Genomic DNA, 19,024 nt, shown 5'->3' on the forward strand with positions numbered 1-19,024 from the left:
CCAAGGTCGTATGAGGATCCCGGCGCGGACGGATTACGCGGTACGGGCGGTCGGCGGCCTGAAGAACGGGCGCGGCGGGTGGGTCAGGAGGGCTTGGCCGCCGAGAGGGCGGTGACCGTCACGGTGTCGTCGCACTCGGCGATGACACCGTCCGTCAGCGCGACCTGGTGCGCCCCGGCACCCGGGACACCCACCACCAGCGTCGGGTAGCTCGCGGGCGTGGCTCCGGACTTGCAGTAGCCGTCGGCCTCACCCTGGACCTGCACGAACGTCAGCTTCGTCCACGCCTTCCCGCCCGGCGCGATCTTCACCGTGGACACGCCCCCGGTCGTGGTCACCTTGAGCGGACGGTTCTTCTCGGGGGAACCGTTGCCCGCCCCCGCCACGGTCGGATACCCCTGGACGGTGCACGCCTTGCCGGACACGTTGGTGAACTCGACGATCGCCGCGCCGGTCCCGGTACCGTCCGGCCGCACCGCGGCCTGGTACATGGCCGCCTTGAGATCCGACAGGCCGCAGGCCTTCGCACCGGTGGACGGCGCCGCGGTGTGCGTCGAGGAGCCGGACGTGGCGGATGCGGCGGGGGCGGAGGGGCTGGAGGGTGTGGAGGGGGAGGCGGAGCTGGAGGTGGAAGTGGACGCCGCCGGCTTGACGGGAGCGCCCGACGGCGAAGAGCCCGCCCCCGCCGGGCTGCCGCCCGGCTGACAGGCGGTCATGAGCAGGGTGGCCGCCGACGCGGTCACCATGGCCGTCGCGACTCTGCGGATACCGATGCCGTACATGAAGTCCCCCGAAGTGGTCCAGGCGCCGGTCTCTCACCGGCACTCGTCGCTTCAGAGCGCGTCATCGGCTTCCGGGGTTCACCTGCTGGGCCGTCTGTGACATGACGGTGACACAGCAGGTCGCACTCTGCATTGCGGACAGCCCGACCGTCGGCGGCCCGCACGTTCGATCAGTCGAGCGGCGGTCGGGGAGCCGCCCACAGGAGGTCGCGGGTCAGTTCGTGCACGCTCGGTGTGCCGGTCAGGCTCATCGCCTCGATGAGTTCGTCGGTGAGGTCGTCGATCAGGCGGGTCACACCGGCGGCGCCGCGGACGGTCAGCGCCCACAGGACGGGCCGGCCGACGAACACGGCGCGGGCGCCGAGGGCGAGGGCGGCGAGGATGTGGGTGCCGCGGCGCAGCCCGCCGTCGGCGTAGACCTCGGCTCCCGTGCCCGCCACCGCGTCGACGACCTCCGGCAGGGCCCAGGCGGTGGGCACCAGCCCGTCCAGCTGCCGCCCGCCGTGGTTCGAGACGATGAGGCCGGACGCCCCCGCCGCCACCAGTTCCCGCGCGTCGTCGCCGCGCAGCACGCCCTTGACGACGATGGGGAGACCGCGGGACCGTTCGCGCAGCCAGCCGATGATGTCGGGGGTCAGATCGGGCGCGTGCTCGGCGGCCTCGGGCGACGGAATCCCGGTGACGTTGCCGTACAGGTCCTCCGGTCCGATGAAATCGTCGACCGGCGCGCCACGTTTGCCCCGCGCCCCGCTGACCGGCGTGCCGGCGGTCAGTACGACCGCCCGCGCCCCGGCGGCGAGGGCCCGCTCCAGCGTCTCGATGGTCAGTACGGGGTCCCGGGCCACGTACACCTGCACCCACCACGGCGCCCCGCTCGGCACCAGGTCCCCGAACGGCACCGCGGTGTTCGAGGTCACCGCCAGCAGCGATCCCGCCGCCGCCACGCCCCGCGCGGTGGCGCCCTCCCCGTCCGGGTGGGCCTTGCGCTGCAGTGTGCTGGGCGCGACGAGTACGGGTGTACGAACGGGCGTGCCGAGTACGGTCGTAGAGGCGTCGCACGTCGAGACGTCCCGCAACAGCCGTGCCCGGAAGCGGAACCGGTCCCAGGCCGCGGTCGCCTCCGCGACGCTCATGCCGCGACCGGCGCCGCGGCGGAAGTACGCGTAGACGTCCTCCGGCAGCACCTCGGCGGCGCGCTCCTGAAGACCGTCCATCCAGCGACCGATGTCTGTCACCTGACATCCCTTCGTCGTACGGTACGACGAAGCAAGGGTGCCCCAGGCACCCGCCTCGGCGGTCTAATTCGCTCGACACCGAGGGGCGGGACGGTGATGCTGCACCCCTATGACGCGAACCGATACGCCCCCCGCGTGGGACGAGCGAACCCAGCTGACCACCTTCCTCGACTACGCCCGTGCCACCGCCCGCGCCAAGTGCGAGGGAGTCTCACCGGAGGGCGCGCGGCAGGCCCCGCTCCCCGGATCCCCCCTGATGACGCTGTGCGGGCTGATCAGCCACCTGCGCTGGGTCGAGCACTACTGGTTCCACGTGATGTTCCTCGGCGAGGAGGACGACGGGCCGATCGCGGCCGCGACCGAGGAGGATCCCGATCCGGAGATGCGGATCGCCGTCGACGTGCCGTTGCCCCAACTCCTCGACGAGTACGAGGAGCAGAGCGCCCGCTACCGTCTCCTGGTCGCCGAGCACGACCTGGACACCAGGGCCAAGCGTCCGTTCCGCGACGGCCGGTACATGGACCTCCGCTGGATCGTGCTCCACTTGATCGAGGAGACCGCCCGGCACAACGGACACCTGGACATCGTCCGGGAACTGGTCGACGGCGAGAAGGGAGTCTGAAGCCATGGGCGAGTCGGCGGGGCTGAACCCGACCATCCGCACCCTCACCTTCGACTGCACCGGTGATCCGTACGATCTCGGCCTGTTCTGGAGCGAGTTGCTCGGCCGTGCGCTGGACGAGGACGACAAGCCGGGCGACCCGGAGGCGGTGCTGCGCGACCCGTCCGGCGGCCCGATGCTGCTCTTCGTACGCGTCCCCGAGGGCAAGTCGGCCAAGAACCGCATCCACTTCGACCTTCAGCCGCAGGGCCGCACCCGCGCCCAGGAGGTCGCCCGCGCCCTCTCCCTCGGCGCCCGCCAGGTCGCCGACCACACCCGCCCGGACGGCGGCGGCTGGGTCACCCTCACCGACCCCGAGGGCAACGAATTCTGCGTGGAGCGCGGCGAGTTGGGCTGAGCAGGTGCTGTTGTCGACCGCCTCCCAGGCGCGCGACGACGCGCGGGGTACGCCAGCGCCTGGAAGAGTTCAAGCGGTCAAGGTCTTGGCTGCTTGGGCCGCTTCATGGTCTGGCAGGCGTGCCGGGGGCCGTGCTGGGGCGAGATCTGGCCGACGAGTTCCCGGAAGCAGATCAGGGCGGTGATGGGTGGGATTCCGACGACCACCATCGCCAGCAGGGAGCGCGGAGACTGGCCGACACAGAGGGCCACCGCCGTGGCGGAGGCGATCAGCATCACGGTCCAGGACCGTCTGGCGCTCCGATGCTGAACGGACGCACGAAGAATGGACAGACCCGCGACGAGCCACGGTCCGTACACCGTCAGTGGCCACCATCGTGCCAACTTCGCGGACACGACCAGTAACGAAATACCACGCAGTTGGTTGTATGAATAAGAGACGGACCATCCCAACATCATCACCGCGGACACAATGATCATTACGACCAGGAAAACAACCGTGATGATCCTGTGTTTTGCGGCAATGGCCTGAAATCCCGGTCGGGGCCTGCGCCGGTTGACCGGGCGGCGCGGCTGAGCGTGGCTGTGCGGCGGGGGCGGAGCGGGGGGCGTCACGCTCGCCGTCGTGTACAGCATCTGCGCCAGCTCTTCGTCCGGGTCCCACATGTCCGGCGCGATCGCGGGCTCGGGGACGTGCCAGAGGTGTTGCGCCCCGAGCGGATCGGCGCCGATGAACTGTGGGTTCAGCGGATCATAGGCGGTGGCTCGCGGATCGAGCTGAATGTCGCGGAGGGTGGGATCATCCTGAGTCCAGTCCATCTGTCTGCGGCTCCTTCGTGCCCTGGCTCAGAGGGATCCATCTGCGGTGTGTCCGTCCCATGTGGCCCGCAGGTATTCGCTTTCCATACGGGTCATGGCCTTGAGGAACTCCTCGAGCAGGTCGGCGCAGTGCTCCAGGCGCGCCCTCCCGTCGGCGATATCAAGCCAGTCGTTTCCGTGCATATCTTTCGTCGTCACGGCTGAATAACGAGCGCCATAGGGCGTAAGGCATTCGGGCATTCAGGGGAATGTGTGTCCATAGATCCACAGATCAATAGAGATGATCGTTGTGTTATCGAGGGGAGGCCCCGCCGGGTTTCCGGCGGGGCCCGTTGGGGGATCCGTGGGGGCGGACGTCAGCTCGTTTCGACGCCGACCGTCAGCGTGCCCGTGTAGCCCGACGCGGCCGTGCTGCCCAGCGCCGTCAGGGTGAGGAGGCCGGACGCGGCACCTCCGTCGTCGTAGATCGAGTCCTGGGCGAGGGTGGTGCGGTTGACCGTGTTCGTGGAGTACGGGGAGATCTTGGCCACCGCCGTGGTGATCGTCTCGTCGAAGAAGAGCTGGCCGGTGTGGAGTTCCCGGCCGCCGGTGAAGCTGCCGTCCGAGGTGAGCGTGACTCCCGTGTGCACCTTGAGGTGGATGTGGACGCAGCGGCCCCGGTACCAGCCGGGGTAGATCGTGGTGAGGTTCGCGACGCCGCTGGAGTTGGTGAGGACGCCGCCCCGCAGGAACGAACCGTCGTCCGGTTCGCTGTGGCCGTTGTTGCCGACGAAGCCGGAGTACTCGCCCAGTGCGTCGCAGTGCCAGATCTCCACGAGGGCGCCGGAGAGCGGGGCGCAGGTGTCGTCGTCGACGACGGTGAGCGCGAGCTTGAGCGGGACGCCCGGCTTGCTCTCGGTGATGTCGGCGCGGACCAGGGCGCCGTCCAGGTAGTAGGGGCCTTCGGTCATCTCCTTGGTGAGGGTGCAGACGGCCGCCGCGGCGACGGGGGCCGAGTCCACCGTCTTGGCCGTGTCGGTTGTGGGGGCTTCCGGCGCGGCGGCGCCCACGGCCAGGGTGGCGGCCGTGGCGCCGGTGGCGATCAGTACCGTGCGGCGACCGATCGGGTGTGCTGCTCCTGAAGTGTCTGTCATGAACACGGCAGATTAGGAACGGATGCTGTTGGCCAGCTGTCAGTACGGCAAAGTGATGGACCGTCAAGTTCCTTGTGAGACACATGAACCAGCTCCGAGCCGGATCGGTTCAGACGGTCGCCTCGAGGGTCACGTCGATGTTCCCCCGGGTGACGTTGGAGTAGGGGCAGACCTGGTGGGTGGTCTGTACGAGCTGGTCGGCGGTCGCCTGTTCCAGGCCGGGCAGGTGGACCGACAGCTTGACGGCCAGGGTGAAGCCCCCGTCCTCCTTGCTCAGCAGGCTCACGGTGGACGTGACGGTGGAACCGGGCACCTTCACATCCTGCTGGGCCGCGATCAGCCGCAGTCCGTTGTGGAAGCAGGCCGCGTAGCCCGCCGCGAAGAGCTGCTCGGGGTTGGTCTTGTCGCCGCCGGGGCCGCCCATCTCCTTCGGCACGGCGAGGACCTCGTCGAGGACTCCGTCGAGGGTACGGACCTCTCCGTTGCGGCCGTCGCCGGTCGAGAGGGCCTGGGTGGTGTAGAGCGTGGTGGTGGGCATGGTGTCTCCTTCTGGCTGGACTTGGGCAGGTTTGAGTAGGCATGTGTGGGCATGCCGAAGAAGGGGGTGAGGGTCACCCCGGCTACTGGACGGAAACGGGATCCGTGTCGGCGGCGGTCCGCGTGCGCGGGGTGGCATCGGTCGGGGCGGTGACCTGGGCGAGCAGGGTCAGCGCGGCCTGCGAGGAGGACCCCCTCGCCGCGGTGACCGCGACGATGCGCTGACCCGGCTCGTTCGGGACCGGCATCGCCTGCTGGATGACGTCCATCGGGCCGACCAGAGGATGCCGCATCCGGTGTGTCGCTATGTCCCAGGCGCGAACGCGGTGTTCGGACCACAGAGACGTGAACTCACGGCTCCTCATCGTCAGTTGACCGATCAGTTCGGCCAGCTCCGGATCGTCGGGGTACTCCCCGACCGCGAGCCGCAGCTTGCCCACCGCGTCCCTGGCCTTGCGTGGCCAGTCCTCGTACAGATCACGCGTGTGCGGATCCAGGAAGACGAGCCGGGCGGTGTTGGGGCGCCGGGCCGGCTGCTCGGGACTGTCCGGATCGAGATGCCCGGCGAACAGCGCGTGCCCGGTGCGGTTCCATGCCAGGACGTCGCTCCGGCGGCCCAGCACGATCACCGGGGTGTCCCCGAAGGCGACGATCAACTGCCTCGTCGCCTCGCAGACGCGCTCGGGTGCCGGGCGGCGGGGCCGGCTCCTGCCGCTCTTGCGCACCACCCCGGCGAGGTCGTGCAGGTGGCGGTGTTCGGTCTCGTCCAGGCGCAGTGCCCGGGCGATCGCGTCCAGTACCTCCACGGAGGCGTTGAGGGACAGTCCCTGTTCCAGTCGCGTGTAGTACGACTGGCTCACCCCCGCCAGCTGGGCCAGCTCGTCGCGCCGCAGCCCGGGCACGCGTCGGCGCTCCCCGAACGTCGAGAGCCCGACGTCGGCGGCCCGCAGCTGCGCGCGACGCGTACGGAGGAATCGACCGAGCTGGTCCTTGCTGTTCATGGACTCGAGTATGGGCGGGTCTGGCGTGGGTAGCCTGCCCCTCCCAGTGACACGTTGTGACTCCGTCGGTTCAGCGGTGGTTGGCGGAGGCGTAGGTGAGGAAGTCGGCCCAGGTGGTGGGGGAGAGGGTGAGGTGGGGGCCGTCCGTGTTCTTGGAGTCGCGGACGTGGATGGTGGAGGGGCAGGTGGCGACCTCGACGCAGTCGCCGTCGCCACCGCTGCTGTAGCTCGACTTGTGCCAGGAGAGGGCGACTTCGACGCAGTCGCCGGAACCGCCGCTGCTGTAGCTCGACTTGAACCACGTCAGTTCGCTGGTGCTCATAACGCTCCTCGCATCCGCTGCAACAGGCTCACGGAGTCCGGGATGGTGAGAGCCTGTGAACGCATCCTGGCATAGCGCCGTTGGAGGACGCTGATCTCCTTCGGATCGGGGATGAGTAAGCCGCCTCGCTGGCCCTCGCAGTAGGCGAACCAGGTGTTGTCCGGCGTCTCCAGCAACTGCATGGGACCGTCCAGTCCCGCATGCGTCTCCTGCACCTGCGGCATGACCTGGATCTCGACGTTGCGCAGCTCGGCGATCGCCAAGAGGTGATCGATGAGTCCCCGCGTGACCTCCACCCCTCCCATGCGTCGCAGGATCAGCCCCTCCTCCAGGATGAAGCTGAACGCCGTGTTCGGCCGCTCCCGCAGCAGTCGTTGCCGCTCAGCTCGCGCCACCCACTGCGCCTCAACCTGCTCGTCGTCCATTGGAGGCAGCTGGTTCGTGAACAACGTCCGCGCATACGCCTCCGTCTGCAACAACCCCGGAATCAACCGGCACTCATAGGTATAGAGAGTGATCGCCGTCGTCTCCAGCCTCGCCCACTGCCTGAACCACGCCGCCAACCCCGGCTGCCTCGCCAGATGCCCCGCCGCCTTGCGTAACGCCCCGGTGTTGCCCAGCACCTCCTCCGCCCGCTCGACGAACGTCGGATCCGGCATCCTCCGCCCCAGCTCCACCGACGCCACCGTGTGTTTGGAGAACCGCACCCGTTCCCCGAACTCCTCCCGGCTCAGCCCCGCGTGCTCCCGCAGGGCCTGTACGACCGCCCCGAACGTCCGCAGACTGTCCGACGACTCGGGCTCTCCACCCGTCCCCACCGCACCATCGACCACCATGGGTCACCTCCCACACCCCATGGTCACGCCCAGTGACCGGTACTGTCCAGCCCGTCACCGCGTACGCTCCCGCAGCGTACGCGGCGCCCACCTGGCGAAGTGGCCGTGATCACCGCCAGATTGGGCCCATGACCGCACCACCCACCCCCCAACAGCCGGTTACCGTACGTGTGTTCACGCAGCGCCTCAGTGCCACCCCACGCGGCGCCCGCCTCGCACGTCACCTCGCCCTGCACCAGCTGCACGCCTGGGGCATCCCGCACGGCACGGACGCCTCCGACATCGTCGCCGTGATCGTCGCCGAGCTGGCCGCCAACGCGGTCACGCACGGGCGCGTACCGGGGCGGGACTTCGAGCTGCGGCTGTCGCTCGTCACGGGCAGCGTCCGCGTCGAGGTCACCGACACGCGCAGTGGGCCGCGTCCGCCGGGACCCGGTGACGTACCGGCCGCACGCCCCCTCGACGAAGGCGGTCGGGGCCTCGTACTCGTCGAGGCGCTCGCGGACCGGTGGGAGGTGCTGGACCGGGAGCCGCCCGGCAAGACCGTACGCGCCGAGGTCGACCTGCCCGGGTGGCTGTCCCTGGTGAAGCGGTCGAGCGGGCCGTGAGCGGGGTTCCCGCGGTTCAGCGCGTCGTCGTCGCGATCGACGACAGGACCGATGCCGGATCGCCGCCGGGGGCCACCGCCTTGCCGATCCGTGCCCTGATCGACGCCGCCACCTGGGACCAGTTGGTCTCGGAGAGGGGGTAGAGCTCCATGTTGCCCAGGGCGTCCAGGCCGTTCCAGAGCTTGCTGTACTGCTTGTCCTCGCGCATGGCGCTGGTCGCCGCGGTGGTGACGGGCAGGAGCTGGTACTCGGCGGCCTGCTGGGTGACGTACTTGTCGTCGTAGAGGAAGTCGAGGAACTCGCCCGTCTCCTTGCGGTGGCCGGCCGAGCGGAAGGCGATCGTCCAGTCGGCGGTGCCCATGGTCGGCACGGTCCGGCCGGTACGGCTCGGGAGGGCGACGGTGCCGTAGGGGACGCTCAGGGTCGAGTCCTCGATCTGGCGCATCAGCGAGAGCGGGGCGTTGACCATGGCCGCCTTGCCGTCCATGAAGGCCTGGAGGGCGGCGCCGCGGTTGAGCCTGCCGGGGAGGGTCGGGCCCGTGAGACCTTCGGCGACGAGGGAGGAGCGCAGCCACTCCAGCGTGGAGACGTTCTCCTTGGAGGTGAGGGCGTAGCTGCCGCTGTTGTCGGTGTAGCCGCCGCCCCCGGCCAGCAGCCAGGTCAGGGTCTCGGCCTCCGCCTCCTCCGGGCCGAGGGGCAGCGCGATCGGGTACGTCACGCCCATGGCCTTCAACACGCGGGCGTCCGCGAGCAGTTGCTGCCAGGTGGTGGGAGGCTTCAGGCCCGCCCGGGAGAAGAGGTCCTTGTTGTAGTACAGGAGGCGGGTGCTCGCCGTGAACGGCAGACCGTACTGGACGCGGCGCACCTGCCCGGCCTGAGCGAGGCTCGGTACGAAGCTGCCCTGGGCGGAGATCGACAGCAGCTCGTCCGCCCGGTAGAGCATGCCCTTGGCCGCGTACTCGGCGTAGCTGTCGGTCTGCACGACGTCCGGCGCCTTGCCCTGCTTGACGAGGGCGGCGACCTTCGCGTCGACCTCGTCGGCCGGGTAGACCTTCGTGTCCACCCGGATATCGGGATGGGCGGCCTGGAAGGCGAGACCGACGCGGTCCCAGAAGCCGATCGAGTTCTTGTGGACGCTGTCGCCGTAGTTCGTCGCGACGACGGTGAGGGTCGTGGTCTTCGCCCCCGCCCCGGAGTCCTTGCCGCAGCCGCTCACGCCCACCGTGAGGCTCAGCGCGGCCGTCATCGTCATCATGATCCGGGCTCTGCGGCGCACGGTTCCCACCCTTGTTTTTCCAGCCACCCGCGAGGACGCGTGTGGACGAAGAGCGTTGATCGTAGGCCGCGAGAGGCCGCGGCCACAGGGCCGCCGCCATTGCGTTTTGGTTCCGGTGGTGTGACGGGACAGGTGATCTCATGGGCGCCGTCAGGTGCCCTCGGCTCCATCAAACGTCAAACCTTCACACGACCGCTCACAAGGAGATCGACCGTTGGTTGCCAGCAATCTTGTTCTCATCTCCAACGCCGGTGACGTGGGCCGCACGGTCCTCGACCAGCTGCGCGCGCAGAACGTGCCCGCGCGTGTGATGGTCCGCCGCGACGACGAGCGTGCGGCTGAGCTGCGTGCGCTCGGCGCGGAGGTCGTCATCGGAGATCTGACCCGACCCGAGACCGTCGCCGCCGCGCTGGAGGGTGTCGGGCGGATGTACTTCGCGATGCCCGTATCGCCGGACCAGCTGCTGGCGGCGGCCGTGGTGGCCAGCGTGGCGCGCGAGCAGGGGGAGCTGGACGGCCTGGTCGACATGTCCCAGATGACGGTGTCGCAGATGACCGCCACCAGCACAGGGGAGTCGCACCAGCAGCGGCTGCACTGGCTGTCGGAGCAGGTGCTGAACTGGTCGGGTCTGCCAGTGGTCCACATCCGGCCGACGGCGTTCCTGGACAATCCGCTGTTCACCACGCTGGCGGCGCGATCGATCCGGGACAACGGCACGATCACGCTGCCGTTCGGCACCGGACGCACCTCGCCGGTCGCCGTGGAGGACGTCGCCCGGGTCGTCGCCACCGTGCTGCGCGACCCGGCTCCGCACGTCGGGCACGTCTACGAGCTGACCGGGCCGCGCACGGTCGACATGACCGAGGTGGCCGAGGAGTTCTCACGGGCGCTGGGGCGTCCGGTGTCCTATGCCGACGTGCCGCTCGGCCAGTGGCGGACCGAGGTGCTCGCCGAGGCGGGCCTGCCGCCGCACACCGAACAGCACATCGCCACCATGGCCCGACTGCACCGGGAGAACCGCTACGACCGCGCATCCGACGACGTCGAACGCGTCACGGGTGTGCCTGCCCAGACGATCGAGGCCTTCGTGGCCGCGCGCAGGGACTTCTACCTGGGCTGAGCCCCGCGCACGCCGTGACGGACAGGCCCTAGCCGACCTGGTTGTACATCGCGCCCGCCGCCGGCCAGCCCGTGGGCTGGGGTGCGGGCGTGGGTTCCGGCTCGGTGCGGCCCCGTACCTGGGCGGCGGTCAGGCCCCGGTTGCGCAGGCCCGGCATGCCGGTCTGGCCCAGCCCGGCGGCCGGGGCGGGGGCCATGGCGGGCATCGCCGGTGCCTGCGGCGGCGGCTGCATCGACCGTGCCTGTGCCTGGGCCGCCGGTGACGGGGCCTGGGTGACGGCGGGGATGGGCGCCTGCTGTCGCTGTGCCTGTGCCTGAGCCTGTGCGGTCTGGGCCATCTGCGCCATCTGAGCGACCGCGGACATCGGCGGCGTCTGCGGCATCATCTGGGCGGCCGGCTGCATCTGCGGGGCGGGCTGCATCTGGGCCACCCCTGGCATCTGTGCGACACCGGGCATCTGGGCGACCGCGGGCATGGGCTGCTGCTGGGGCGGGGCAGGCGCGGGCATGCGTGCCGCGGGCTGCTGCTGGGGCGGCATCATCGCGGCGGCGGGGGCCGGAGCCGGGGCGGGGACCAGGCCCGGCATCCCGGTGGGGGCCTGCGCCGGGGCCGGGCCCGGCCAGGTCTGGGCGGGCGGCAGGCTCGGCATCGCGGTGGCCTGCGCGGCCAGCGGCATGCCGACCCCGTTCGTCTCGCTGATCAGACGGTCCACCGCCGCCGTACCCGAGCTGTAGCTGGTCCCTGTGCCCAGCTCGGGTACGGCGGCTCCCCTCCTGGACCCGTAGAGCACCTGTTCCATGCCGGACACCAGGCGACGCACGTCCGTCTGGGGGCGCACCACGAGTCTCAGGAAGCGACTGGACGAGCCGATCTTGTTGCCGCACTCACGGACCAGGATCCGGTGCTCGCTCAGCAGCCGGTCGCGGACGACGGTGCCCTCGGCGCCCACGGGAAGCCGTACGAAGAGGAAGTTGCCCTGCGAGGGGTAGACCGTCAGACCGGGGAGGGCCGAGAGCTGGCGGGCCATGTCGAGGCGGTCGCGGCGCACCAGGTGCAGGCTCTCCATGTATTCCTGTCCGTGCTCCTTGAGCATGAACACCACGGTCTCCGCGAAGGAGTTGAGGTTCCACTTGGGCAGCATGGAGCGGACCTTGCCCGCGAGCGCGGGGTTGGCCACGAGGTAGCCGAAGCGGATGCCGTGCAGGCCGAAGTTCTTGCCGAGGCTGCGCAGGACGATGACGTTGGGCCGCAGGACGGCCTCTTCCACGACGCTCGGGTCGTTCTCGGCGTCGGCGAACTCCAGGAACGACTCGTCGATGACGATCAGGTCCAGGTCCTGGAGCTGGTCCATGAAGTTGACGACCGCGCGGCGGCTGAGGAAACCGCCGTCGGGGTTGTTCGGGTTGCAGATGACCGCGACACGGGTGCCGCGGGCGCGGATGAACTGGATGTACTGGGCCGGGTCCAGAGCGAAGCCGTTGGACTCCATGAGCGGGAACATGTCGACCCGCTTGCCGGTCTCCATGGGCTGGTCGGTCCAGCGGCCGAAGGTGGGGACGGGGATGGCGAGGGACTCGCGCACGAGCAGATGGTCGATCCAGGTGATCAGTTCCGTGGAACCGTTGCCCATCGCGACGCAGCTCGGCGGGAGTTGGAGCAGCGCGCACAGCTCGGCCGTGATCGTGTCGGCGCTGCTCGGGTAGTACGTGATGATCTCGCGCAACCGCCCGGCCAGTTCGTCGAACATGCCGGGGGTGGGGAAGTACGGGTTGCACGGGATGCAGAAGTCGATCGGGCCGACTCCATCGCTCTCGCGGGCCAGCGCAGCCATCGAGGGGCTGTGCGCCGCAGTACCGCGGAACAGCGAGGCGACGTTGTCGGCCATGGAACCTCCGGTCTCTGGGTGGCCCGCGCGGGGGAGCACGGGCCGCCCTCTCATACGGAGGCGGAGGAGGCGCCGTTCAACTCGTGGGGATCGAGTAAGGGTTGACTTTCCCAGGCAACCGAAAGGGCCCCGGTGGCGTCACCCACCGAGGCCCCGATGTCACGCGGAGGTCACGCGCTGAACGAGTGGACCGTCGTCGTGCGGTACGTCTGCCCAGGTCGCAGCACCGTCGAGGGGAACGACGGGTGGTTCGGCGAGTCCGGGAAGTGCTGGGTCTCCAGGCACATGCCATCGCCCTGCCGGTAGGTGTGTCCGGAGGGGCCGACCAGGGTGCCGTCCAGGAAGTTGCCCGAGTAGAACTGCACGCCCGGCTGGTCCGTCGCGATCTTCAGGGTGCGGCCGGACTTCGGGTCTCGCAGGGTCGCGATGTGCTCGGGCCTGGCGGTGACGCCCTTGTCGAGGACCCAGTTGTGGTCGAAGCCCTTGGCGGTGACCAGCTGCGGGTGGCCGACGCGGATGTCCCGGCCGATCGGCTTGGCCTTGCGGAAGTCGAAGGGGGTGCCCGCGACCTTGGCCAGCTCACCGGTGGGGATCAGCCCCGAGTCGGTGGGCGTGAAGCGGCCCGCGGCCAGGTGCAGCTCGTGGTCGTAGATGCCGCCGCTGCCCTCACCGGCGAGGTTGTAGTACGTGTGGTTGGTGAGGTTGACGACCGTGGCCTTGTCGGTGGTGGCCCGGTAGTCGATGCGCCAGTCGCCGTGCCTGGTGAGGGTGTACGTCACCCGCACCTTCAGCGTTCCCGGGTAGCCCATCTCGCCGTCGACGCTGGTGTAGTGGAGGTGCAGGCCGACGTCGGAGCCCGAGGTGAAGCCCTCGATGTCCCACACCTTGGTGTTGAAGCCCTTGGCGCCGCCGTGCAGGCTGTTCACGCCGTCGTTGACGGAGAGCTGGTAGGCCTTGCCGTCCAGAGTGAACTGTCCCTTGGCGATGCGGTTGCCGTAGCGGCCGATCGTCGCCCCGAAGAACGTCGTCCCGGCGACGTACGAGGCGAGGTTGTCGTATCCGAGGGAGACGTTGGCGTAGCGGCCGTGCCGGTCGGGGATCTCCAGGGACTGGATGATGCCGCCGTAGGAGATGACCTTCAGGCGCGTGCCGCCGTTCTCCAGCGACCAGCGGTGGACCTTGGTGCCGTCGGCGAGCTTGCCGAAGAGCTCCTTCACCGGCTTCCTGCCTCCTGTGCTCGCGTGGGCGGTGCCGACCGTGCCGGCGGCGAGTCCCGCTGCCGCGGCCGCGGCGATGACCGTACGTCTGCTCGTTTCCATTGCGGCTCCTGCAATAGGTACGGGGGCCCGTGAGGACCCCCGTACGACCGGACTTACGAACCGACCTTGCGCTTGTTCCACACGTCGAAGCCGACCGCGGCCAGCAGTACCAGTCCCTTGATGACCTGCTGCCAGTCGGAGCCGATGCCGACGAGGTTCATACCGTTGTTCAGCACGCCCAGGACGAGACCACCGATGATCGCGCCGAGGACCGTGCCCACGCCGCCGCTCATCGACGCGCCGCCGATGAACGAGGCCGCGATCGCCTCGAGTTCGAAGTTCAGACCGGCCTTGGGCGAGGCCGCGTTGAAGCGGGCGGCGAAGACCAGACCCGCCAGGGCCGCGAGCATGCCCATGTTCAGGAAGACCAGGAAGGTGACCTTCTTGTCCTTCACACCCGACAGCTTGGCCGCCGGGAGGTTGCCGCCGATCGCGTAGATGTGCCGGCCGATGACCGCGTTGCGCATCAGGTAGCCGAAGCCGGCGACCAGGACGCCGAGGATCAGCAGGACCACCGGAGCGCCCTTGTAGCTGGCGAGCAGCATGGTGACGGTGGCGACGGCGGCGATCAGCGCGACGAGCTTCAGGAGGAAGAGGTTGCGCGGCAGGATGTCGAGCGAGAACTCCTGCTGCCGCTTACGGTCGCGGACCTCCTTGACCACCACGAACGCGATCAGCCCGATGCCCAGCAGCAGGGTGAGGTTGTGGTAGTTCGTGTGGGGGCCGACCTCGGGCAGGAAGCTGTTGGCGACCTTCTGCAGCCCCTCGGGGAACGGGCCGATCGTCTGGCCCTTGAGGAAGATCTCGGTCAGACCGCGGAAGGTCAGCATGCCCGCCAGGGTCACGATGAACGACGGTATGCCGAGATACGCGATGAGGAACCCCTGCGCGGCGCCCGCGGCGGCGCCCATGGCCAGACACAGCACCAGGGCGATGGGCCAGGAGATGGCGTGGTTGACCATCAGCACGGCTCCCACCGCGCCCACGAACGCCGTCAGCGAGCCGACCGACAGGTCGATGTGGCCCGCGATGATGACGAGCATCATGCCGATCGCGAGGATCAGGATGTAGCTGTTCTGCAGCACCAGGTTGGAGACGTTGCGCGGCAGCAGCAGGTCGCCGTCGGTCCACACGGCGAACAGCACCACGATCAGACCGAGGGCGAACAGCATGCCGTACTGCCGCATGTTGCGGCGCATGCCGTCCAGCATCAGCTGAAGCAGGCTCTCGCCCGCGGCCGAGCCGCTCTTGCCGGGCGGCGCCGGGGCCGGCGTCTTGGCGGTCACATCCGTGCTCATCGGGTTACCTCTTTGTCCTTCGTCATCTGGCGCATCAGCGTTTCCTGCGAGGCCTCCGCCCGCGAGAACTCACCCGTCAGCCGTCCCGCGGCCATCGTGTAGATGCGGTCGCACATTCCGAGCAGCTCCGGGAGCTCGGAGGAGATGAAGACGACCGCCTTGCCCTCGGCCGCCAGCTTGTCGATGACCGTGTAGATCTCGAACTTGGCGCCCACGTCGATCCCGCGGGTCGGCTCGTCGAGGATCAGCACCTCGGGGCCCGCGAAGATCCACTTGCTGAGGACGACCTTCTGCTGGTTGCCGCCCGACAGCTTGCCCACCGGCTCGAAGACGGTCGGCGCCTTGATGTTCATGGACTTGCGGTAGCCCTCGGAGACCTGCCGCTCCTCGTGCTCGTCGACGATCCCGCGCTTCGACACCTTGCCCAGGGCACTGAGCGTGATGTTGCGGTTGATGGTGTCGATGAGGTTGAGCCCGTAGTGCTTGCGGTCCTCGGTGACGTACGCGATGCCGTGTCCGACCGCTTCGGACACGGTCTTCGTACGGATCTCCTTGCCGTCCCGGAGCACCGTGCCGCCCGCGTACCGGCCGTAGGTGCGTCCGAAGACGTTCATCGCCAGTTCGGTGCGTCCGGCGCCCATGAGCCCCGCGATCCCGACGATCTCCCCGCGCCGCACGGAGACTGACACGTCGTCAACGACCTTGCGCTGCTGGTCGATCGGGTGGAACACGGTCCAGTCGCGGATCTCCAGGGCGGGCGCGGCTCCCTCCTGCGGGTGGTGCGGCGTCCGCTCCGGGAAGCGGTGTTCGAGGTCGCGGCCCACCATGCCGCTGATGATCCGGTCCTCGGTGGTCTCCGGGGCCTTCACGTCGAGGGTCTCGATGGTCCGGCCGTCGCGCAGGATGGTCACCGAGTCCGCGACCCGCGCGATCTCATTCAGCTTGTGGGAGATGATGATCGCGGTGATGCCCTGGTTCTTCAACTCCAGGATCAGATCGAGGAGTTTGCCGCTGTCCTCGTCGTTCAGGGCGGCCGTCGGCTCATCCAGGATGAGCAGCTTCACCTGCTTCGACAGTGCCTTCGCGATCTCCACGAGCTGCTGCTTGCCCACGCCGATGTCGGCGACGCGGGTCTGCGGGTTCTCGTCGAGCCCGACCCGCCGCAGCAGCTCCGAGGCGTGCCGCAGCGTCTCGGTCCAGCTGATGAGCCCGCGGGTGGCGTGCTCGTTGCCGAGGAAGATGTTCTCGGCGATGGAGAGATAGGGAACCAGGGCCAGTTCCTGGTGGATGATCACGATGCCGCGGTGCTCACTGGCCCTGATGTCCTTGAACGAGCAGACCTCCCCCTCGAAGAGGATGTCCCCCTCGTAACTCCCGTGCGGGTGAACGCCGGAGAGGACCTTCATCAAGGTCGACTTGCCGGCGCCGTTCTCCCCGCAGATGGCATGGACCTCGCCCTGCTGGACGGTCAGAGTGACGTCCGACAGCGCCTTGACGCCGGGAAAGGTCTTGACGATCGAGCGCATTTCCAGGACGGGTCCCGCCATGGTCGTGCCTTCCAATCACTAGGGGGTGGCGGTTACTTGAGGTCGCTGTCCTTGTAGTAGCCGGTGCCGACCAGTTCCTTCTCGTAGTTGGTCTTGTCGACGCTGACCGGCTGGAGCAGGAAGGCGGGGACGACCTTGGTGCCGTTGTCGTACGTCTTGGTGTCGTTCAGCTCGGGCTTCTTGCCCTTGAGGGCCGCGTCGACCATGCCCGAGGCCACCGTCGCCAGCTTGCGGGTGTCCTTGTAGACGGTCTGCGTCTGCTCGCCCGCGATGATCGACTTCACCGAGGCGAGCTCGGCGTCCTGGCCGGTGACGACCGGCAGCGGCTTGCTCTTGGAGCCGTAGTCGTCCGACTTCAGCGAGGAGAGGATGCCGATGGAGATGCCGTCGTAGGGCGAGAGTACCGCGTCGACCCGGGCGCTCTTGTACGACGAGGTCAGGATGTCGTCCATGCGCTTCTGGGCGGTGCCGCCGTCCCAGCGCAGGGTGGTGACCTGGTTCAGCGCGGTCTGGCCGGACTTGACGACGAGCTGCTTCTTGTCGATGTACGGCTGCAGGACCTTCATCGCGCCGCCGAAGAAGTACTTCGTGTTGTTGTCGTCGTTCGAGCCGGCGAAGAGCTCGATGTTGAACGGGCCCTTCTTGGAGCCGTCCGCGAGACCGAGCTTCTGCAGGATGTAGTTGCCCTGGAGCTCGCCGACCTTCTCGTTGTCGAACGACGCGTAGTAGTCGACGTTCTTGGTGCCGAGGATCAGCCGGTCGTAGGAGATCACCGGGATCTTGGCGTCGGCGGCCTGCTGGAGCACGTTGTTCATCGACTTGTTGTCGATGGCCGCGATGATCAGGGCCTTCACGCCCTGCGTGATCATGTTCTCGATCTGCGAGACCTGCGTGTCGGGGTCGTCCTCGCCGAAGGCCAGCTTGGTCTTGTAGCCCTTCGACTCAAGGTCCTTGACCACGTTGTTTCCGTCGCCGATCCAGCGCTCGGAGGACTTGGTCGGCATCGAGATGCCGATCGTGGCGCCCTTGGTGCTCCCCGAGGAGTCCTTGCTGCCGCCGTCGCTGTTCTGGCCGCAGGCGGTCAGGGTGAGGGCGAGGGAGGCCGCGCCGGCAATGGCGGTGAGGGCGGCTCTGCGGTTACGCATGATCATCATCCTTGATGTCTTGGACCGGCTCGGTCTCGCGTTACGGGGATGCTCCGAGAGCGTTGCGAGGGAAAGACCGAGTAGAGGTGTGTGGGATTGTGCGCGGCTGTGTCGGCTTGTGTGAAGGGGGTTTGTGCGAACGTTATGAGGTGGTGTCGAAGCGCGTGAGAGTTCCGGGCAGCCGGGATCCGAGCGGCGCCATGTCGCCGTCCGCTCCGTGACGCGCGAGCAGGTCAAGGGCGAGCCGGCCGCGACGCACCCGTTCCTTGGCGGTGTTGAGCGTCAGATCCCTCAAGTGGTGCCCGTACGGGTAGATTCCGGGGGCTTTGGACAGGCCGAACTTGAGGTAGATCGGCGCGCCGCGCCGGATCAGCTCGGCGACCTCGTACATGCGCACATAGCCGCCGAGGTCGTCGGGAGCCTCGATGTACATGTCCATCGGGGCGGCCGAAACTCGCCGTATCTCGGTGAGATGATCGAGCGTCAGATCGCTCGGCACGTTGATGGAGTCCGCGCCGAGGTTCTCGTACACCGCGTACGACGCCGGGTTGACCGGGCCCACCAGTGCCGAGAGCTTGAGGGTGGTGTCGGCCGGGATGATTCCGGCGGCGCGCGCCCGGTGCAGGGTCCACAACACGCCCTCGTCGGCGACGAGGAGGCACTTGACGCCCAACTCCGTTGCCCGGACGGCGTCTTCGACGCAGCCGGCCACCGCGTCGTGGCCACGGGCCCGCAGGCCGCCGCCGCGAGAGTCCGAACGCACCGAACCGCCGATGTCCCAGGTGCCGCGCGGCCCGGTGAACAGGCACAGCTCGATGTCTCGTTCACCGGCGGCCTCGACCATCTCGGTGATCTCGGCGTCGGTCAGCATCCAGACGCCGCTGCCCTGGCTGATCCGGTGGATCGGTACGTCGAGGCGTGAGGATTCCTTGAGGACCACGGCCAGGGCCTCGGGCCCCTCCACGGAGGGAACCTCGGTGCGCCAGCGACCGCCCCCCGGGAAGGTGTGCGGCGAGGCGTCGGCGGGAGAGAGGGCGGGCGCGCCCAGGCCGAGCGCGGCGAGCGCCTGCTCACCGGGTCGACGGGCTGCCGTAGGAGCGGCGTCGGTCACTGGCTGTCCTTCGTGATCGAGGGGGCGCGTAC

At 68.7% G+C, this 19,024-nt stretch carries 20 protein-coding genes; 4 read left to right on the forward strand and 16 right to left on the reverse strand.

Translation table 11 applies throughout. The features are described from left to right. Positions 1–83 precede the first annotated feature (83 nt). Together ACIQTP_RS03810 and ACIQTP_RS03815 are read right to left on the reverse strand one after the other, a co-directional pair. Positions 84–782 carry a DUF4232 domain-containing protein gene (locus tag ACIQTP_RS03810; RefSeq protein ID WP_403395894.1) on the reverse strand — a complete coding sequence of 233 codons (699 nt, stop codon included), beginning with the start codon at positions 780–782 and terminating at the stop codon, positions 84–86. A gap of 170 nt (positions 783–952) precedes the next feature. Then, entirely contained in the window at positions 953–2,017 is a 1,065-nt protein-coding gene (locus ACIQTP_RS03815) for an alpha-hydroxy acid oxidase (RefSeq protein ID WP_403395896.1), read from the reverse strand. Between the two features lie 109 nt (positions 2,018–2,126). Here ACIQTP_RS03815 and ACIQTP_RS03820 point away from each other — a divergent pair, with 109 nt between their 5' ends. Next, complete coding sequence (locus ACIQTP_RS03820; RefSeq protein WP_402036587.1) at positions 2,127–2,639, forward strand: DinB family protein; 513 nt, start codon at positions 2,127–2,129, stop codon at positions 2,637–2,639. 4 nt (positions 2,640–2,643) lie between these two features. Then, positions 2,644–3,036: a VOC family protein gene (locus ACIQTP_RS03825; RefSeq protein WP_403395899.1), complete on the forward strand. Its 393-nt coding sequence runs from the start codon at positions 2,644–2,646 to the stop codon at positions 3,034–3,036. A gap of 77 nt (positions 3,037–3,113) precedes the next feature. On the opposite strand, the gene ACIQTP_RS03830 is transcribed toward ACIQTP_RS03825, so the two are convergent. From ACIQTP_RS03830 to ACIQTP_RS03860, 7 genes are all read right to left on the reverse strand, one after another. Continuing rightward, on the reverse strand, positions 3,114–3,854 hold the full coding sequence (locus tag ACIQTP_RS03830; RefSeq protein WP_403395901.1) for a DUF2637 domain-containing protein: 741 nt from the start codon (positions 3,852–3,854) through the stop codon (positions 3,114–3,116). A gap of 27 nt (positions 3,855–3,881) precedes the next feature. Next, complete coding sequence (locus ACIQTP_RS03835; RefSeq protein ID WP_159064366.1) at positions 3,882–4,094, reverse strand: hypothetical protein; 213 nt, start codon at positions 4,092–4,094, stop codon at positions 3,882–3,884. Positions 4,095–4,210: 116 nt separating this feature from the next. Next, a complete protein-coding gene (locus tag ACIQTP_RS03840) occupies positions 4,211–4,987 on the reverse strand; it encodes an intradiol ring-cleavage dioxygenase (protein WP_403395903.1) in 777 nt (258 codons plus the stop codon). Positions 4,988–5,096: 109 nt separating this feature from the next. Next, positions 5,097–5,525 carry an organic hydroperoxide resistance protein gene (locus ACIQTP_RS03845; protein WP_403395905.1) on the reverse strand — a complete coding sequence of 143 codons (429 nt, stop codon included), beginning with the start codon at positions 5,523–5,525 and terminating at the stop codon, positions 5,097–5,099. An 82-nt stretch (positions 5,526–5,607) separates the two neighbouring features. After that, the gene (locus ACIQTP_RS03850; RefSeq protein ID WP_403395908.1) at positions 5,608–6,525 is read right to left on the reverse strand and encodes a helix-turn-helix domain-containing protein; all 918 of its coding nucleotides are present in this window, start codon (positions 6,523–6,525) and stop codon (positions 5,608–5,610) included. A 70-nt stretch (positions 6,526–6,595) separates the two neighbouring features. After that, the gene (locus tag ACIQTP_RS03855; protein WP_403395910.1) at positions 6,596–6,847 is read right to left on the reverse strand and encodes a DUF397 domain-containing protein; all 252 of its coding nucleotides are present in this window, start codon (positions 6,845–6,847) and stop codon (positions 6,596–6,598) included. Then, entirely contained in the window at positions 6,844–7,683 is an 840-nt protein-coding gene (locus ACIQTP_RS03860; protein WP_403395912.1) for a Scr1 family TA system antitoxin-like transcriptional regulator, read from the reverse strand. The genes ACIQTP_RS03855 and ACIQTP_RS03860 overlap by 4 nt, the downstream gene beginning before the upstream one ends. Before the next feature lie 128 nt (positions 7,684–7,811). On the opposite strand from ACIQTP_RS03860, the gene ACIQTP_RS03865 reads away from it, so the two are divergent. Further along, positions 7,812–8,291: an ATP-binding protein gene (locus ACIQTP_RS03865; RefSeq protein ID WP_402036603.1), complete on the forward strand. Its 480-nt coding sequence runs from the start codon at positions 7,812–7,814 to the stop codon at positions 8,289–8,291. A gap of 16 nt (positions 8,292–8,307) precedes the next feature. Here ACIQTP_RS03865 and ACIQTP_RS03870 read toward each other — a convergent pair whose 3' ends face one another. Beyond that, entirely contained in the window at positions 8,308–9,567 is a 1,260-nt protein-coding gene (locus ACIQTP_RS03870) for an ABC transporter substrate-binding protein (RefSeq protein ID WP_403395914.1), read from the reverse strand. Between the two features lie 214 nt (positions 9,568–9,781). On the opposite strand from ACIQTP_RS03870, the gene ACIQTP_RS03875 reads away from it, so the two are divergent. Continuing rightward, positions 9,782–10,687, forward strand: a complete 906-nt coding sequence (locus ACIQTP_RS03875; protein WP_403395916.1) for an NAD(P)H-binding protein — start codon at positions 9,782–9,784, stop codon at positions 10,685–10,687. A gap of 28 nt (positions 10,688–10,715) precedes the next feature. Here ACIQTP_RS03875 and ACIQTP_RS03880 read toward each other — a convergent pair whose 3' ends face one another. The 6 genes from ACIQTP_RS03880 to ACIQTP_RS03905 all read right to left on the reverse strand — a co-directional run bounded on the left by ACIQTP_RS03880 (position 10,716) and on the right by ACIQTP_RS03905 (position 18,992). Beyond that, positions 10,716–12,572, reverse strand: a complete 1,857-nt coding sequence (locus tag ACIQTP_RS03880; protein WP_403395918.1) for a pyridoxal phosphate-dependent aminotransferase — start codon at positions 12,570–12,572, stop codon at positions 10,716–10,718. Between the two features lie 170 nt (positions 12,573–12,742). Next, positions 12,743–13,891 (reverse strand): aldose epimerase family protein, encoded by a 1,149-nt coding sequence (locus ACIQTP_RS03885; RefSeq protein ID WP_403395920.1) that lies wholly within the window; start codon positions 13,889–13,891, stop codon positions 12,743–12,745. 53 nt (positions 13,892–13,944) lie between these two features. After that, positions 13,945–15,189, reverse strand: a complete 1,245-nt coding sequence (gene mmsB, locus ACIQTP_RS03890) for a multiple monosaccharide ABC transporter permease (protein WP_403395923.1) — start codon at positions 15,187–15,189, stop codon at positions 13,945–13,947. Then, positions 15,186–16,736, reverse strand: coding sequence for a multiple monosaccharide ABC transporter ATP-binding protein (mmsA, locus tag ACIQTP_RS03895; protein WP_403395925.1), 1,551 nt, complete (start codon positions 16,734–16,736; stop codon positions 15,186–15,188). Before mmsA ends, mmsB begins: the two co-directional genes overlap by 4 nt. A gap of 32 nt (positions 16,737–16,768) precedes the next feature. Then, positions 16,769–17,881, reverse strand: a complete 1,113-nt coding sequence (chvE, locus tag ACIQTP_RS03900) for a multiple monosaccharide ABC transporter substrate-binding protein (RefSeq protein ID WP_402036619.1) — start codon at positions 17,879–17,881, stop codon at positions 16,769–16,771. Between the two features lie 142 nt (positions 17,882–18,023). After that, on the reverse strand, positions 18,024–18,992 hold the full coding sequence (locus tag ACIQTP_RS03905; protein WP_403395928.1) for a hypothetical protein: 969 nt from the start codon (positions 18,990–18,992) through the stop codon (positions 18,024–18,026). Positions 18,993–19,024: the final 32 nt, after the last annotated feature.

Source organism: Streptomyces sp. NPDC090798, assembly GCF_044768965.1.
GTDB lineage: Bacteria > Actinomycetota > Actinomycetes > Streptomycetales > Streptomycetaceae > Streptomyces.

What these genes read in the sequence shown, in the direction of transcription:
- ACIQTP_RS03810 (WP_403395894.1), bottom strand. Translation starts at nt 782, where the DNA reads ATGTACGGCATCGGTATCCGCAGAGTCGCGACGGCCATGGTGACCGCG.
- ACIQTP_RS03820 (WP_402036587.1), top strand. Translation starts at nt 2,127, where the DNA reads ATGACGCGAACCGATACGCCCCCCGCGTGGGACGAGCGAACCCAGCTG.
- ACIQTP_RS03825 (WP_403395899.1), top strand. Translation starts at nt 2,644, where the DNA reads ATGGGCGAGTCGGCGGGGCTGAACCCGACCATCCGCACCCTCACCTTC.
- ACIQTP_RS03830 (WP_403395901.1), bottom strand. Translation starts at nt 3,854, where the DNA reads ATGGACTGGACTCAGGATGATCCCACCCTCCGCGACATTCAGCTCGAT.
- ACIQTP_RS03835 (WP_159064366.1), bottom strand. Translation starts at nt 4,094, where the DNA reads ATGCCCGAATGCCTTACGCCCTATGGCGCTCGTTATTCAGCCGTGACG.
- ACIQTP_RS03840 (WP_403395903.1), bottom strand. Translation starts at nt 4,987, where the DNA reads ATGACAGACACTTCAGGAGCAGCACACCCGATCGGTCGCCGCACGGTA.
- ACIQTP_RS03845 (WP_403395905.1), bottom strand. Translation starts at nt 5,525, where the DNA reads ATGCCCACCACCACGCTCTACACCACCCAGGCCCTCTCGACCGGCGAC.
- ACIQTP_RS03850 (WP_403395908.1), bottom strand. Translation starts at nt 6,525, where the DNA reads ATGAACAGCAAGGACCAGCTCGGTCGATTCCTCCGTACGCGTCGCGCG.
- ACIQTP_RS03855 (WP_403395910.1), bottom strand. Translation starts at nt 6,847, where the DNA reads ATGAGCACCAGCGAACTGACGTGGTTCAAGTCGAGCTACAGCAGCGGC.
- ACIQTP_RS03860 (WP_403395912.1), bottom strand. Translation starts at nt 7,683, where the DNA reads ATGGTGGTCGATGGTGCGGTGGGGACGGGTGGAGAGCCCGAGTCGTCG.
- ACIQTP_RS03865 (WP_402036603.1), top strand. Translation starts at nt 7,812, where the DNA reads ATGACCGCACCACCCACCCCCCAACAGCCGGTTACCGTACGTGTGTTC.
- ACIQTP_RS03880 (WP_403395918.1), bottom strand. Translation starts at nt 12,572, where the DNA reads ATGGCCGACAACGTCGCCTCGCTGTTCCGCGGTACTGCGGCGCACAGC.
- ACIQTP_RS03885 (WP_403395920.1), bottom strand. Translation starts at nt 13,891, where the DNA reads ATGGAAACGAGCAGACGTACGGTCATCGCCGCGGCCGCGGCAGCGGGA.
- mmsB (WP_403395923.1), bottom strand. Translation starts at nt 15,189, where the DNA reads ATGAGCACGGATGTGACCGCCAAGACGCCGGCCCCGGCGCCGCCCGGC.
- mmsA (WP_403395925.1), bottom strand. Translation starts at nt 16,736, where the DNA reads ATGGCGGGACCCGTCCTGGAAATGCGCTCGATCGTCAAGACCTTTCCC.
- chvE (WP_402036619.1), bottom strand. Translation starts at nt 17,881, where the DNA reads ATGCGTAACCGCAGAGCCGCCCTCACCGCCATTGCCGGCGCGGCCTCC.